The sequence below is a fragment of the Nocardiopsis sp. YSL2 genome (genome assembly GCF_030555055.1).
GTDB lineage: Bacteria > Actinomycetota > Actinomycetes > Streptosporangiales > Streptosporangiaceae > Nocardiopsis.
On sequence record NZ_JAMOAO010000001.1, the window covers coordinates 3,322,097 to 3,336,635 of the forward strand.

Genomic DNA, 14,539 nt, shown 5'->3' on the forward strand with positions numbered 1-14,539 from the left:
TCCCGAGAGAGACCCCAGATGAGTTCACTCACCCAGACGCGGCTCCAGGCCCCGGAGGCCTCGTGGTCGGTCGGCGCCGAGGTCGCGGTCGTCGGCTCGGGCATCGCCGGCCTGAGCACGGCCCTGCGCTACGTGCAGCGCACCGAGCACGGCCGGGTCGTGCTCGTCACCAAGGACCGCCTGTCCACCGGGTCCACCAGCTTCGCCCAGGGCGGGATCGCGGCCGCCATGGACCCCGAGGACGGCCCGGTCGCCCACATGGTCGACACCCACCTGGCCGGAGCGGGACTGTCCGACCCCTACACCGTCCACGTCATGGCCACCGAGGGGCCCCAGGCCCTGCGGTGGCTGATCGGGCTCGGTGCCGAGTTCGACCGGGGTGAGGACGGCTCGCTCGCACTGACACGCGAGGGCGGCCACCGTGCCGACCGGGTCGCCCACGCGGGCGGCGACGCCACCGGCGCCGAGATCCAGCGCGCCCTCGTCGCCGCCGTCCTGGCCGAGGAGCGCATCGAGGTCATCGAGCACGCCCTGGCCCTCGACGCCCTGCACGACCCCGTGAGCGGGGCGGTCCGCGGCGTCACCCTGCACGTCATGGGCGAGGGCGCCCGGGACGGCGTGGGCGCGGTCCTGGCCCCGGCGGTGGTCCTGGCCACCGGCGGCATGGGACAGGTGTTCGCGGCCACCACCAACCCGCCGGTCTCCACCGGTGACGGCCTGGCCCTGGCGGCGCGCGCCGGGGCACGCCTGCGCGACCTGGAGTTCATCCAGTTCCACCCCACCGTCCTGTGGCTCGGACCGGAGGCCCGGGGCCGGCAGCCGCTCATCTCCGAGGCCCTGCGCGGCGAGGGCGCCTACGTGGTGGACGGCGAGGGCCGCCGGATCATGGAGGGCGTGCACGAGCTCGGCGACCTCGCGCCCCGCGACGTCGTGGCCCGCACGATCGCCCGCACCATGGCGGAGCAGGACACCGACCACGTCTACCTGGAGACCCGCCACTTCGGCGAGGCCACCTGGAAGCGGCGCTTCCCCACCATCCTGGCGTCGTGCCTGAGCCACGGCGTGGACCCGCTGGCCCGGCCCATCCCGGTGGCGCCGGCCGCCCACTACGCCTCCGGCGGTACCGAGGTGGACATCGACGGCCGCACCAGCGTCCCCGGCCTGTGGGCGGTCGGCGAGGTCGCCCGGACCGGGGTGCACGGCGCCAACCGGCTGGCGTCCAACTCCCTCCTGGAGGGGCTGGTCTACGCGGATCGGATCGCCGCTCGGCTGGCCGAGGCGCGCGAGCCGGTGCCGGACGCGGCGGTGACCGTGGGCGCCTTCGTCCCACTGGTCGGCGCCGCCTCCACCGGCCGCGTGCGCGCCCTGATGTCGCGCCACGCCGGAGTGCTGCGGACCGGCGACGGCCTGGCCGCGCTGGCGGACGAGCTGGACGCCGTGGCCACCGCCCCCGCCGAGCCCGGTGCCGGGGTCGCGCCCGGCACCGACTCCTGGGAGGCGACCAACATCCTCACCGTCGCCCGCCTGGTGGCCGCCGCCGCCCGACACAGAACCGAGAGCCGAGGCTCCCACCAGCGGGCCGACCACCCCGAGCCGCGTCCCGAGCTCCGGATCCGGCCCGCCGTCGTCCGCCTGGAAGGGAACACCCCCGTGACCACCGACGAGGACTGGACACCGTCCCTGCCGCCGGAGCTCGTGACCGAGCTCGACGCGATCACCTTCCCCCTGGCCGACCGGCGGGGTGCGGGGAGCACCGCTCCCGGTGACGAGCCCCGGGCCGAGTTCACCCTCCCCTACACCTCCCCCCACCAGTCCCACGTGGACGTGGTGCGCCGAGCGCTGGCCGAGGACCTCACCGCCGGACCGCGCATCGACGTCACGACCGTGGCCACGACGCCCGGCGACCAGGTGCGTACCGCGCACGTGGTGGCCCGCGCCGACGGAACGGTGAGCGGGCTCCCCTTGGCCGAACTCACGTTCTGGCTGGTCGCCGACGGTGCCCTGGAGGTGCACCGGGCGGTCGCCGACGGCGACGCGGTCAAGCGCGGTGACGTGCTCATGACCGTCACCGCCCGCACCCGCGACCTGCTGACCGCCGAGCGCACCGCCCTCAACCTGCTCACCCACATGTCCGGTATCGCCACGGCCACGCGGACCTGGGTCGAGGCGGTCACGGGCACGGGCGCTGCCGTCCGCGACAGCCGCAAGACCCGTCCCGGCCTGCGCGCACTGGACAAGTACGCGGTGCGCTGCGGGGGCGGCGTCAACCACCGCTACGGACTCAGCGACGCGGGGCTCGTCAAGGACAACCACGTCGTGGCCGCGGGCGGGGTCGGCGCGGCGGTGCGGGCCATCCGCGAGCGCTTCCCCGACCTGCCCCTGGAGGTCGAGGTCGACCGCCTCGACCAGATCGAGGACGCGCTGGCGGCCGGCGCCGAGGAGATCCTGCTGGACAACTTCACCGTCGAGCAGCTCAGCGCCGCGGTGGCGCTGGTCGGCGGGCGCGCCCGATTGGAGTCCTCGGGCGGGCTGACGCTGGACGTGGCCGCCGACGTGGCCCGGACCGGGGTCGACTACCTGGCCGTCGGCGCGCTCACACATTCCAGTCCGGCACTCGATATCGCCCTCGACCTGGTGTGAAGCGCCCGATTGGTGGAGGATTCCCTGAGGATTTCCCGCCGAATCGGGAACACGCCATTGCGACGACCACGTCGACGACCACGGATGAGGCTTCCAGGATGCTGCTCGCGATCGATGTCGGTAACTCCGAGACGGTCTTCGGCCTGTTCGAGGCCGAGGAGCTGCTCGAACACTGGAGAGTGGGCACTGACACCAGACGCACCGCCGACGAGTGGTCGGTCGTGCTGCGCGGACTCCTCGACGGCCGGACGGCGGGCGGTACGGACGACATCGACGGCATCGCCATGTGCTGCTCGGTGCCCTCGGTCCAGCACGAGATGCGGGACATGTTCCGCCGCCACTTCGGCGACGTGCAGGCCGTGATCGTCGAACCCGGGGTCAAGACCGGGGTGCCGATCCGGATGGACAACCCCAAGGAGGTCGGCAGCGACCGGATCATCAACGCGCTGGCCGCCAACAACATCTACGGCGGTCCGGCCGTGGTGGTGGACTTCGGCACCGCGACGACGTTCGACGCGGTCAGCGTCAAGGGGGAGTACGTCGGCGGCGCGATCGCGCCGGGGATCGACATCTCGGTGGACGCGCTGTCCCAGCGCGGTGCCCAGCTGCACATGGTGGAGATCGTCCGGCCGCGGTCGGCGATCGCCAAGAACACCACCGAGGCCCTGCGCTCGGGCATCGTGTTCGGATTCGCGGGCCAGGTGGACGGGATCGTGGACCGGATGGTCGCGGAGCTGACCAGTGTCCCGGACGACGTCACGGTCGTGGCCACGGGCGGCCTGGCGTCCACGGTGATCGGCGAGTGCGAGACCGTGGACGTGCACGAGCCGTGGCTGACGCTCATCGGCCTGCGCCTGGTCTTCGAGCGCAACGCCGGCTGACGACCCGTCACCGCAGAACGGTGCCCGCGCGAAGGAGCGCGGGCACCGTTCCTGTTCCGGGTACCTAGGCCGGATCGGCGGCGGACGGCTCGGGCCGCTCCTGGCGCAGCAGGTCGGGTTCGAGGTAGATCATCCGGGCGATGGGCACCACGTCCCGGACCCGCGCCTCGGCCGTGTCGATCGCGCGGGCGATGCGCGGGGCGTCGTCCTCGGCGTCGACGGCGATCTTGGCCGCGACCAGCAGCTCCTCCGGACCGATGTGCAGGGTGCGCATGTGGATGATGCCGTTGATGTCCTCGACTCCGACGATCGCGGACTCGATCTGGCGCACGTGCTCGCGTGTGGCGGACTCACCGATGAGCAGGCTCTTCATCTCCATGGCGAGCACGATCGCGATCACCACGAGCAGGACGCCGATGGCCGCGGTGCCCAGGCCGTCCCAGATGCCGTTGCCGGTGAGCAGGGTCAGGCCCACACCGAGCAGGGCGAAGACCAGACCGATCAGCGCCCCGGCGTCCTCCAGCAGGATGACCGGCAGTTCCGGGGACTTGGACCGGCGGACGAACTCCACCCACGACGCCTTGCCGCGGACCGCGTTGGACTCCTTGATGGCCGTGCGCAGGGCGAACGACTCCATGCCGATCGCCGCCAGGAGCACGACGATGGGGACCCACTGCCACTCCGTGATCGGGTGCGGGTCGGAGAGTTTGTGCCAGGCCTCGTAGAGGGCGAACAGGCCGCCGAGGCTGAACAGCACGATGGAGACCAGGAACGCGTAGATGTAGCGCTCGCGTCCGTAGCCGAACGGGTGCTCCGGTGTCGCGTCGCGCCGGGCCCGCTTCCCGCCGAGCAGCAGCAGTCCCTGGTTGCCGGAGTCGGCGACGGAGTGGATGCCCTCGGCGAGCATGGCGGAGGATCCGGTCAGACCGAAGGCCACGAACTTGGTGACGGCGATCCCCATGTTCGCCGCCAGGGCCGTGACGACGGCCTTCGTACTTCCCTCAACGCTCACGGGTGTGTCCTGACTTTCGGTGGTTGGGAGGTGGGAGACATCGATCGGTCATCCTAGAGGTCCACGCCGCCGGAGCCGGTCGCGGCGGGGTACTGCGCCGGAGGCGTCCGTGGGGGTGCCCCTCGCCTCCACGACGTGTCCCGGCGCGGTGGGGGTGGCGGCCGGTCCCCACGACACCGCGTCCGCGGGTGTGAAGACGCGCTCCGGGGCCGTACGGTTCCGGCTCCGGCCGCGCACGCCCGGACCCGGCGCCGCACGGATCGAGCGTACGGGAGCGCCCATGGGCGCGGGTAGGATCGTGCGCGTGAATGACACGCACGACGACACCTACGACGACCTGCCCGAACAGATGCGGGTCCGGCGCCAGAAGCTGGACCGGCTGCGGGAGGAGGGCATCGACCCCTTCCCCGTGACCTTCCCGCGGACCACGTCGATCGGTGCCGTGCGAGACAAACACGAGGGCCTGGAACCGGACACCCGGACGGGTGTGGAGGTCTCCGTCGCCGGCCGCGTCATGCTCTACCGCACCGGCGGCAAGCTGTGCTTCGCGACGCTGCGCGACGAGACCGGCGACCTCCAGGTCATGCTGTCCCTGGACCGCGTGGGCCAGGAGCGCCTGGACGCGTGGAAGGCCGACATCGACCTCGGCGACCACGTCGGGGTCGAGGGCGAGGTCATCACGTCCCGCCGCGGAGAGCTCTCCGTCATGGTCACCTCCTGGACCCTGACGGCCAAGTGCCTGCGGCCCCTCCCGGAGAAGCACAAGGGCCTCACCGACCCCGAGGCCCGGGTCCGCCAGCGCTACGTCGACCTGATCGTCAACCCGGAGTCCCAGCAGATGGTCCGCCGCCGGTCGGCCGCCATCCGCGCGCTCCGGGACGGCCTCGGTTCGCGCGACTACATCGAGGTCGAGACCCCGATGCTGATGCGCGTGCACGGCGGTGCCACGGCGCGGCCGTTCGTCACGCGCATCAACGCCTACGACATGGACCTGTACCTGCGCATCGCCCCCGAGCTCTCGCTCAAGCGGCTGGTGGTGGGCGGTCTGGAGAAGGTCTTCGAGATCAACCGGAACTTCCGGAACGAGGGCGCGGACTCCACGCACAACCCCGAGTTCACGATGCTGGAGTTCTACGAGGCCTACGCCGACTACAACGTCATGGCGGACGTGACCCGCGAGCTCGTCCAGGACGCCGCGCGCGCGGTGTTCGGCTCCACCGTCGTCGAGCGCGACGGCCAGACGTTCGACCTGGGCGGGGAGTGGCCGAGGGTCACCCTCTACGGAGTGGTCTCCGAGGCGCTCGGTGCCGAGGTCACCCCGCGCACCCCGATCGAGGAGGTGCGGCGTCTGGCCGAGGCCAGGGGCGTGGAGTTCGACCACGCGTGGGGCCAGGGCAAGCTGGTCGAGCACGTCTTCGAGGAGCTGGTGGAGCACACGCTCGTGCAGCCCACGTTCGTGTGCGACTTCCCGGTGGAGACGAGCCCGCTGACACGCCAGCACCGCGAGGACCCGCTGTTGACCGAGAAGTGGGACCTCATCGGCTTCGGTATGGAGCTGGGCACGGGCTACTCCGAGCTGGTCGACCCCGTCGAGCAGCGCCGGCGCCTGACCGAGCAGTCGCTGATGGCGGCCGAGGGCGACCCCGAGGCCATGCAGCTGGACGAGGACTTCCTGCGGGCGCTGGAGTACGGGATGCCGCCGAGCGGTGGGGTCGGGCTCGGCATCGACCGCCTGCTGATGGCCTTCACGGGCAAGAACATTCGGGAAACTGTTCTTTTCCCGATCGTGAAGCCTTCGGGAGACTAGGGGTACTCGGCATGACCGCCCCCTTGGGGAATCGGTGATCCACATTCACTGAAAGCGGTTGTCCGATAGACGGGACGGGGCCGTCGCGCGAAAGCGCGGCGGCCCCGTCCCGTGCCGGCCATGGGGCTGGTCATCCGTGATATGCCTCACTGGCCGGACATAGTGGGCTTTCCCGAGAGCGCGGAGCGACTTTTTGCATCGGGAAGTCCACTACGGATCAGCGTTCAGCCTTGAAGATTGTTTACGCAGGTCAGCACTCCCCTGGGCTTTCCCCCGCCGTGACCCTGTCACGGAACGATTTTGCAGAACTACGCATGGTGATTTATCGGGTCTTGACGGTATCTTCTCGGCCGCCTAGCGTGCTGAGGGCGGGCCTTGGTCCGCGAGTTTGCCGAAGTGGATCGAGAACGTCGGTGAGCGTGGCGGGACGATCGTCCCCCACGTGCGTGCGTGTCCCTCGACTGGTCTGTCCGTCCCAGACCGTGACGAAGCGACCGCACGCGACCCGTGTGTCCGTAGTCCTCTCCTGTGCCAGAGGAGAGTGGTCCTACGCGATCCGCGGGGCTCCGGCCCGGAGAAGTGTCCGGGGACGCCTCGACCCGCACGGTGACGAGTTTGATGTTCCGCACTCACATGGATGAGGGAGGACGGAGTGGAACAGGCCACACTCGTACGTCGTACCGTCGAGGACCACCGGGAGAACGTGGTCCCCCTGCAGACCCGGTCCCGAGAGGCCCCGCTCTCCGGCACGTACGCGCCGGTCGAGCTGGGGCACGAGGACCTGGAGTTGCTCGCCGAGATCGCCACCGGGGTCACCACCGAGGTGGCGGCACGGCATCTCGAGCTCAGCGCGCGGACCCTGCGCCGCCGCATCCGCAACATCTGCGACATGCTCGGAGTCAACACACCCATCGAGGCGGTCGTCTGGGCCGCTCGGCGCCAGCTGATCTGACGCCGGCCCGGTGACCACCGGGCGACACCACGGGCATACCGGCCCTGGCCGCACGTGCGCGCCGCGTCCACCGGAGGAAGAGCGTTCCGGTAGGTGTCGGCGAGCGCGTGGGCATAGTCTGGTCCGGTTATGCCCGTTCGTCATGTTCGGGTGCGTCGCGCGCGTACGAGCGACGTCGCCCACATCCGCCGCCTCGTCGACACCTACACGGTCGACCGCCGTGTCCTCTCCAAGAGCACGGTCAACCTCTATGAGGACATCCAGGAGTTCTGGGTGGCCGAGGCGGAGACCGAGGAGTCCGAACGCCGTGTCGTGGGCTGTGGAGCCCTCCACGTGCTCTGGGAGGACCTCGCCGAGGTGCGCACCGTGGCCGTGGACCCCTCCCTGCGCGGATTCGGTGTCGGCCACCGCATCGTCGCCGCACTACTGGACACCGCCCGCGTTCTCGGTGTCAGCCGTGTGTTCTGTCTGACATTCGAGACAGGATTCTTCGCCAAACACGGCTTTGCGCCGATCCAGGGCACACCCGTCTCTCCCCGTGTCTACGAGGAACTCCTCCGTTCCTATGACGAGGGCGTCGCGGAATTCCTGGACCTGGAGCGGGTTAAGCCCAACACGCTAGGGAACACCAGGATGCTCGTGTACCTGGGCGGGAGCCTCGGTCCGTAAAGGATTTCGGTCGCGGGGCAGGGTCTTACACCCGTCCTGGTCGGTGACAGCGCTTATCCACACCGGTGGTATGGCTGCGGAACGCGGCAGGTAATGTGTACCTGCGTCCGCCGGAGGCTCTCACACACGGGTGGTGGCCCGTGCACGATTGGCGGGCATCCTGCGGTACTGCGTCCCGTGTCAAACCGGGGGCGTGCGATGTCTATGATGTCGGGTATGCGATTGCCAGGGTGGCCGACACGTCATCCCCTGGGCGCCCCGACCCTCTGTCGGGTATTTGCTGCGATAAGTAACAACCAGGAAGGGTGGAGCCTCGATGGGTGACTTTTTGGCATCGATGCTTCCCCCCGGACTGATCGACGTATTGTCGGCGCTCATCCCTCCCGTGGTTGTCGCTACCGTGTTCTGTGCCATCATCCTCAAGATCCTGCGCCGGGAGATGGCGCCGAGGCGGATGGACGGAACCCTGGTCAGCGACGACGCGGTCGAGAGCGACGACAGCGCGGCCGAGGTCGAACGGACCGAGGCGACGAACGAGACGCCGATTGCCCGGGCAGGGGAACGCAACGAATCCGACGGTAGTTGATAGAACCGTCCCCGTGACGTGAGCCCCCGCGGAGCCGTGAGCGGGGGCTCCGTGCGCGATCGGGCCACTCCGCGCCCTCGCGCGGCCTCGACGACCCCGAAACCGGGTGCCGGGGCCGGATGATTTCTGGCACGCCGGGAATTGTCTTCCGCGTTCGTGGGAGATAGCTTTATATTCAGGTGTGGAGACACCGCTCTTCTGAAAGGTAAGATTCCATGGCACAGAAGGTCCAGGTTTTCCTGGTCGATGACCTCGACGGCGGCGAGGCCGAGGAGACGGTGACGTTCGGTCTGGACGGCTCCGTGTACGAAATCGACCTGAGCGCAGGTAATGCTGCCAAGCTCCGTGAGGCCCTTACTCCGTTCGTCGAGGCGGCCCGCAAGGCGCCCGCCAAGGCCTCCCGGGGCACCGCCCGCCGCGGCAGCCGGAATGCGCCCAGCCGTGAGCGCAGCGCGGAGATTCGCGCGTGGGCCAAGGCCGCCGGCAAGCCGGTCAATGAGCGCGGCCGTATCCCCGCGGCGATCGTTGCCGAATATGAGGCGGTCAAGGGTTAGGTTTGAACCTGACCAGGGGCGCCGAAATGTTGTCAGGTCTTGATCGAATATCGACCTCGGCTCCAGGGGTCTGTCCCGACCCGACCATCCCGGGCCCGTACGCGGGCCCTGTGACACGGGGATGAAGGGGATACCTCAGACCTCTGGCGGCACGGGCCGGGCATCCGACCCCGGCGCGGCACCGAAGCGCCCTGCCGCGGCCGGATGCCCGGCAACGCGGCATTCCCGGCTTTCCTCGTTCTGGAGGCGCCGGAAGAACGACGGGGACGCTCCGCGCCCGCGGGAACGGACCTCGGTGGGCATGTTCGCTCAGAGCCGATAATCGGGCTTACGCACGTGCGGCCCGGGAACTCCGTGATGGATGGGAGTGCCCGGGCCGTTCGCCTTCGGCGTACAGGGAAATCTGACGCGGCAATAGGTAGTTGGATGTTGGGTGAACGCCCTATCGTCGGGGAAAGTCTCTGGCACGGACGGCTGCGAGGCCGACCACGCTGGAGGCGCGTCCGGTCGGCTGCCTGTCGACCGGCGGGTGCGTCAGTGCTCCCCGGGGGCTGACATCCCTGTGGGGCCGATATGCGGAAGAGTTGGGTCGGCGAGAACCGTCCCTGCCTGACCGCTCTGTAGAGGAGCGACGAGACATGTTCGAGAGGTTTACCGACCGCGCGCGGCGAGTGGTGGTTCTGGCCCAGGAAGAGGCCAGGATGCTCAACCACAACTACATCGGTACGGAGCACATCCTGCTCGGCCTCATCCACGAGGGTGAGGGCGTCGCCGCCAAGGCCCTCGAGAGCCTTGGCATCAGCCTCGAAGCGGTTCGGCAGCAGGTTGAGGAGATCATCGGCCAGGGCCAGCAGGCGCCGTCCGGGCACATCCCGTTCACTCCCCGTGCCAAGAAGGTCCTGGAGCTGTCGCTGCGCGAGGCACTGCAGCTCGGCCACAACTACATCGGGACCGAGCACATACTGCTCGGCCTCATCCGCGAGGGCGAGGGCGTGGCCGCCCAGGTCCTCGTGAAGCTCGGCGCCGACCTGAACCGGGTCCGCCAGCAGGTCATCCAGTTGCTCCACGGCTACCAGGGCAAGGAACCGCAGGCGACCGGCGCCTCGTCGGAGTCCACTCCGTCGACGTCGTTGGTGCTGGACCAGTTCGGCCGCAACCTGACCCAGGCCGCCCGGGAGAGCAAGCTCGACCCGGTCATCGGCCGGGACAAGGAAATCGAGCGCGTCATGCAGGTGCTCTCGCGGCGGACCAAGAACAACCCGGTGCTCATCGGTGAGCCCGGTGTCGGCAAGACCGCGGTCGTCGAGGGCCTGGCGCAGAAGATCGTCAAGGGTGAGATCCCCGAGACGCTCAAGGACAAGCAGCTGTACACGCTGGACCTGGGCGCCCTGGTCGCCGGCAGCCGCTACCGCGGTGACTTCGAGGAGCGCCTCAAGAAGGTGCTCAAGGAGATCCGCACCCGCGGCGACATCATCCTGTTCATCGACGAGCTGCACACGCTGGTCGGAGCGGGCGCGGCGGAGGGTGCCATAGACGCCGCCTCCATCCTCAAGCCCATGCTGGCCCGCGGTGAGCTGCAGACCATCGGTGCGACCACGCTGGACGAGTACCGCAAGTACCTGGAGAAGGACGCCGCCCTGGAGCGGCGCTTCCAGCCGATCCAGGTGGACGAGCCGACGATCACGCACGCCATCGAGATCCTCAAGGGCCTCCGCGACCGGTACGAGGCCCACCACCGGGTCTCCATCACCGACAGCGCGCTGGTGGCCGCCGCGCAGCTGGCCGACCGCTACATCAGCGACCGGTTCCTGCCGGACAAGGCCATCGACCTGATCGACGAGGCCGGCTCGCGGATGCGCATCCGCCGGATGACCGCGCCGCCGGACCTGCGCGAGTTCGACGAGAAGATCGCCGGCGTGCGCCGCGACAAGGAGTCGGCGATCGACGCGCAGGACTTCGAGAAGGCCGCGTCGCTGCGTGACGACGAGAAGCAGCTGCTGAACAAGAAGGCGCAGCGGGAGAAGGAGTGGAAGGCCGGCGACATGGACGTCGTGGCCGAGGTGGACGAGGAGCTCATCGCCGAGGTCCTGGCCGCCTCCACCGGCATCCCGGTCTTCAAGCTCACCGAGGAGGAGAGCTCCCGGCTGCTGCGCATGGAGGACGAGCTGCACCGGCGGGTCATCGGCCAGGAGGACGCCATCAAGGCGCTCTCGCAGGCCATCCGCCGGACCCGCGCCGGTCTGAAGGACCCCAAGCGCCCGGGTGGTTCGTTCATCTTCGCCGGCCCGTCCGGTGTCGGTAAGACCGAGCTGTCCAAGACGCTGGCCGAGTTCCTGTTCGGGGACGAGGACGCGCTGATCCAGCTGGACATGTCCGAGTTCATGGAGAAGCACACGGTCTCGCGGCTGTTCGGCTCCCCGCCCGGATACGTCGGCTACGAGGAGGGCGGCCAGCTCACCGAGAAGGTGCGCCGCAAGCCGTTCTCCGTGGTCCTCTTCGACGAGATCGAGAAGGCCCACAACGACATCTTCAACTCGCTCCTGCAGGTGCTGGAGGAAGGTCGTCTCACCGACGCCCAGGGTCGCATCGTCGACTTCAAGAACACGGTCATCATCATGACGACCAACCTGGGTACGCGGGACATCTCCAAGGGCGTGGCCATGGGCTTCGCCAAGGAGGACGACGCCAACACCAACTACGAGCGGATGAAGGCCAAGGTCAGCGAGGAGCTCAAGACCAACTTCCGGCCCGAGTTCCTCAACCGTGTGGACGACATCATCGTCTTCCACCAGCTGACGGAGAAGGAGATCTTCCAGATCGTCGACCTGATGGTCACGGGGCTCGACACCCGCCTCAAGGAGAAGGACATGGGGATCGAGCTGCGCCCCGCCGCCAAGAAGGTGCTGGCGGAGCGCGGGTTCGACCCGGTCCTGGGCGCGCGGCCCCTGCGTCGCACGATCCAGCGGGAGATCGAGGACCAGCTGTCGGAGAAGATCCTCTTCGGCGACATCAAGGCCGGCCAGATCGTGGTGATCGACGCCGAGGGCGAGGGCACGGACGCGAAGTTCACCTTCAAGGGTGTGCCGAAGCCGGCCGAGGTCCCGGACACGCCCGCGGTCGAGGAGTCGGCCGCAGGCAAGGGCGAGTAGCCGGATCCCGATCCGGTGGTGCGGCGGGGCGTCCCTTCGGGGGCGCCCCGCCGCCGTTGTGCGGGAGCGGGTGAGCGCGCGGGCGGCGGGAGCGGGATGCCCTCATCTGCGGGCGTGCACTCACCTCGGCGCCCCCGCCCCCAGGGCCCGCACGTGCCCGGACCGCAGCCGGACTCCGACGCCTGCTCCGCGGGCGCTGCCCGCCGCGAGCCGCGTGGCGGGGCGTCGCCCGGCGGGGTGGGTGCCCGCGGCGCACGCCCCCGGGCTACGAGTATCCGGGGAGGGCGTAGCGGCCGTCGTCCAGCGGGTCCACGAGACCGTCGGACACCAGGGCGTCCAGGGCACGCTCGCGTTGGACGCCGTCGTCCCAGACCGCGTCCAACGCGTCCTTGGCGACCGGGTGGGCGGAGCCGCGCAGGACGGCCAGCAGCCGCCCCCGGACCTGGCGGTCGGTGCCCTCGTAGGTCTGGCCGCGCCGGGGCGGTCCGTCGTGGGCGGGTCGTCCGGCCGCCTTCCAGGCGCACTCGTGCGCGATGGGGCAGTCCGCGCAGGCGGGTGTCCGGGCGGTGCACACGAGGGCGCCCAGCTCCATCACGGCCACGCCCCAGCGTGCGGCGACCGACGGTTCGGGCGGCAGCAGGGACTCGGCCAGGGCCGTCTCGGCCTTGGTCTGGGTTTTCGGCGGGTACTGGATCCCTGTTTCGGCCCTCGCCAGGACACGGCGCACGTTGGTGTCCAGAATGGCGTGCCGCTGTCCGTAGGCGAAGCTCGCGACGGCCGCCGCGGTGTACGCGCCGACGCCGGGCAGCGCCAGGAGGGCGGCGTGGTCGTCGGGGACCCGGCCGTCGTGCTGCTCGGTGATGGCCACGGCGCACGCGTGCAGGCGCAGGGCGCGGCGCGGGTAGCCGAGGCGGTTCCACATGCGCACGGCCTCACCGGAGGGCTCTTTGGCCAGGTGGGCGGGGGTGGGCCAGCGTTCCATCCAGGCACGCCAGGCGGGCAGGACCCGCACGACGGGCGTCTGCTGGAGCATGATCTCGCTGACGAGGATCGACCAGGGGGACGCGTCGGGAGCGCGCCAGGGCAGGTCGCGCGCGTGGGCCTCGTACCAGGCGAGAACGGCTGTGCTGTAAGGGTTTTCGCTCATCTTTAACGGATATCGGCGGGTTGAGTAGGTGGGGCGCGTGCAAAACCGCAATACTACGGCCCATGGCGTCAAGTACCGGACAACCAGGAGCCGTCAGCCGCGAGACCTACTGGAAGCGGCGTGCCTTCGTGCTGGTCGGGATGATGCTGGTGTTCGCGGTGATCGCGTTCGCCTGCCGTCCCTCGTCCGGGGACGACGGCGATCCGAGCCGATCCGAAGCGGGCGCCGAACCCTCGGAAGAGGCCACTCCCAGTGTCCCACCCGAAGAGCCCTCTGACGCCGAAAGTGAGGGATCTGAGGGGGACGAGGACGCTGAGACCGATGAGGACTCCGGGGATTCTGAGTCCTCCGGTGACGGTGAGGGCGACGCGGAGGAAGGCGGCTCCGGCTCCGGGTCGGGTTCCGGGAGCGGTTCGGGCGAGGTCGCCGCTCCGGAGCGCCCCGAGGACGCCTGCCGCCCCCAGGACGTCGTGGTGACCTTCGACTTCGCCTCCTCGGACAAGGAGTCCTACGGCGCCGGCGAGGAGCCCGGGTTCCGGATCACCGTGGTGAACACCGCCGAGCAGACCTGCACGGTCGACGTCGGTCCCGAGGCCCTGGAGCTGCGTATCCACTCCGGTGACGACCGGATCTTCTCCACCGCGGACTGCGTGGAGGGCTCCGCCGCCGAGGAGCGCCAGCTCAAGCGGGGCGTGCCGCACGAGTACACGATCACCTGGGAGCGCATGCGCTCGTTCACCGACTGCCGCGACGACAGCCGAGCGGCGGCGGCCGGCTGGTACCGCGCCAACCTGCACGGCGACTACGCCGGTGATCCCGACCAGCTGGCGTTCCAGCTCAAGGCCTGAGCCGCCGGGCGGCCCGAGCGAGCGTATCCACGACCCCGTCCACGGGCGGGGTCGTCGTGTGTGCGCCGGGATCGCGGTCGGACCGCGCGCCGGACACGCCTGAGGCTCGGTCTCCGTCGTCCGGCCGGAAGGGGCGATATCGAGCTGACTGTTCGGTAAAGAAGAAAATTTCTTGCCGAATGCCCACGTGAGTGGCCATGATGGGTGGCATATGTCTAAATTGCGATGCTTCACCGTCTGGACAGTGGGTCACTTGCTCCTTACGCTTCGTTGTGTCCCACAGCCCATCGACGT

Annotated in this window: 11 protein-coding genes; 9 read left to right on the forward strand and 2 right to left on the reverse strand. The window is 69.6% G+C overall.

Translation table 11 applies throughout. The features are described from left to right. The first annotated feature begins 18 nt into the window (after positions 1-18). Both M1P99_RS14805 and M1P99_RS14810 read left to right on the forward strand, forming a co-directional pair. Positions 19-2,640 carry an L-aspartate oxidase gene (locus M1P99_RS14805; protein WP_304453237.1) on the forward strand — a complete coding sequence of 874 codons (2,622 nt, stop codon included), beginning with the start codon at positions 19-21 and terminating at the stop codon, positions 2,638-2,640. A 98-nt stretch (positions 2,641-2,738) separates the two neighbouring features. Next, a complete protein-coding gene (locus M1P99_RS14810; RefSeq protein ID WP_304453238.1) occupies positions 2,739-3,521 on the forward strand; it encodes a type III pantothenate kinase in 783 nt (260 codons plus the stop codon). A 64-nt stretch (positions 3,522-3,585) separates the two neighbouring features. On the opposite strand, the gene M1P99_RS14815 is transcribed toward M1P99_RS14810, so the two are convergent. Then, positions 3,586-4,533 carry a cation diffusion facilitator family transporter gene (locus tag M1P99_RS14815; protein ID WP_304453239.1) on the reverse strand — a complete coding sequence of 316 codons (948 nt, stop codon included), beginning with the start codon at positions 4,531-4,533 and terminating at the stop codon, positions 3,586-3,588. A 304-nt stretch (positions 4,534-4,837) separates the two neighbouring features. On the opposite strand from M1P99_RS14815, the gene lysX reads away from it, so the two are divergent. The 6 genes from lysX to M1P99_RS14845 all read left to right on the forward strand — a co-directional run bounded on the left by lysX (position 4,838) and on the right by M1P99_RS14845 (position 12,250). Next, positions 4,838-6,340 (forward strand): bifunctional lysylphosphatidylglycerol synthetase/lysine--tRNA ligase LysX, encoded by a 1,503-nt coding sequence (gene lysX / locus M1P99_RS14820; RefSeq protein ID WP_304453240.1) that lies wholly within the window; start codon positions 4,838-4,840, stop codon positions 6,338-6,340. A gap of 652 nt (positions 6,341-6,992) precedes the next feature. Further along, the gene (locus tag M1P99_RS14825) at positions 6,993-7,292 is read left to right on the forward strand and encodes a LuxR family transcriptional regulator (RefSeq protein WP_304453241.1); all 300 of its coding nucleotides are present in this window, start codon (positions 6,993-6,995) and stop codon (positions 7,290-7,292) included. A 129-nt stretch (positions 7,293-7,421) separates the two neighbouring features. Then, positions 7,422-7,961, forward strand: a complete 540-nt coding sequence (locus M1P99_RS14830) for an amino-acid N-acetyltransferase (protein ID WP_304453242.1) — start codon at positions 7,422-7,424, stop codon at positions 7,959-7,961. Between the two features lie 316 nt (positions 7,962-8,277). Continuing rightward, positions 8,278-8,547, forward strand: coding sequence for a hypothetical protein (locus M1P99_RS14835; protein ID WP_304453243.1), 270 nt, complete (start codon positions 8,278-8,280; stop codon positions 8,545-8,547). Positions 8,548-8,762: 215 nt separating this feature from the next. Next, entirely contained in the window at positions 8,763-9,101 is a 339-nt protein-coding gene (locus M1P99_RS14840; protein WP_053616982.1) for an Lsr2 family protein, read from the forward strand. 638 nt (positions 9,102-9,739) lie between these two features. Continuing rightward, complete coding sequence (locus M1P99_RS14845) at positions 9,740-12,250, forward strand: ATP-dependent Clp protease ATP-binding subunit (protein ID WP_304453244.1); 2,511 nt, start codon at positions 9,740-9,742, stop codon at positions 12,248-12,250. A 265-nt stretch (positions 12,251-12,515) separates the two neighbouring features. Here M1P99_RS14845 and M1P99_RS14850 read toward each other — a convergent pair whose 3' ends face one another. Next, complete coding sequence (locus tag M1P99_RS14850) at positions 12,516-13,397, reverse strand: A/G-specific adenine glycosylase (protein WP_304453245.1); 882 nt, start codon at positions 13,395-13,397, stop codon at positions 12,516-12,518. Between the two features lie 143 nt (positions 13,398-13,540). Here M1P99_RS14850 and M1P99_RS14855 point away from each other — a divergent pair, with 143 nt between their 5' ends. Next, positions 13,541-14,245 (forward strand): hypothetical protein, encoded by a 705-nt coding sequence (locus tag M1P99_RS14855; protein WP_304455697.1) that lies wholly within the window; start codon positions 13,541-13,543, stop codon positions 14,243-14,245. Positions 14,246-14,539 lie beyond the last annotated feature (294 nt).

What these genes read in the sequence shown, in the direction of transcription:
- M1P99_RS14845 (WP_304453244.1), top strand. Translation starts at nt 9,740, where the DNA reads ATGTTCGAGAGGTTTACCGACCGCGCGCGGCGAGTGGTGGTTCTGGCC.
- M1P99_RS14810 (WP_304453238.1), top strand. Translation starts at nt 2,739, where the DNA reads ATGCTGCTCGCGATCGATGTCGGTAACTCCGAGACGGTCTTCGGCCTG.
- M1P99_RS14830 (WP_304453242.1), top strand. Translation starts at nt 7,422, where the DNA reads ATGCCCGTTCGTCATGTTCGGGTGCGTCGCGCGCGTACGAGCGACGTC.
- M1P99_RS14850 (WP_304453245.1), bottom strand. Translation starts at nt 13,397, where the DNA reads ATGAGCGAAAACCCTTACAGCACAGCCGTTCTCGCCTGGTACGAGGCC.
- M1P99_RS14855 (WP_304455697.1), top strand. Translation starts at nt 13,541, where the DNA reads ATGCTGGTGTTCGCGGTGATCGCGTTCGCCTGCCGTCCCTCGTCCGGG.
- M1P99_RS14835 (WP_304453243.1), top strand. Translation starts at nt 8,278, where the DNA reads ATGGGTGACTTTTTGGCATCGATGCTTCCCCCCGGACTGATCGACGTA.
- M1P99_RS14805 (WP_304453237.1), top strand. Translation starts at nt 19, where the DNA reads ATGAGTTCACTCACCCAGACGCGGCTCCAGGCCCCGGAGGCCTCGTGG.
- M1P99_RS14840 (WP_053616982.1), top strand. Translation starts at nt 8,763, where the DNA reads ATGGCACAGAAGGTCCAGGTTTTCCTGGTCGATGACCTCGACGGCGGC.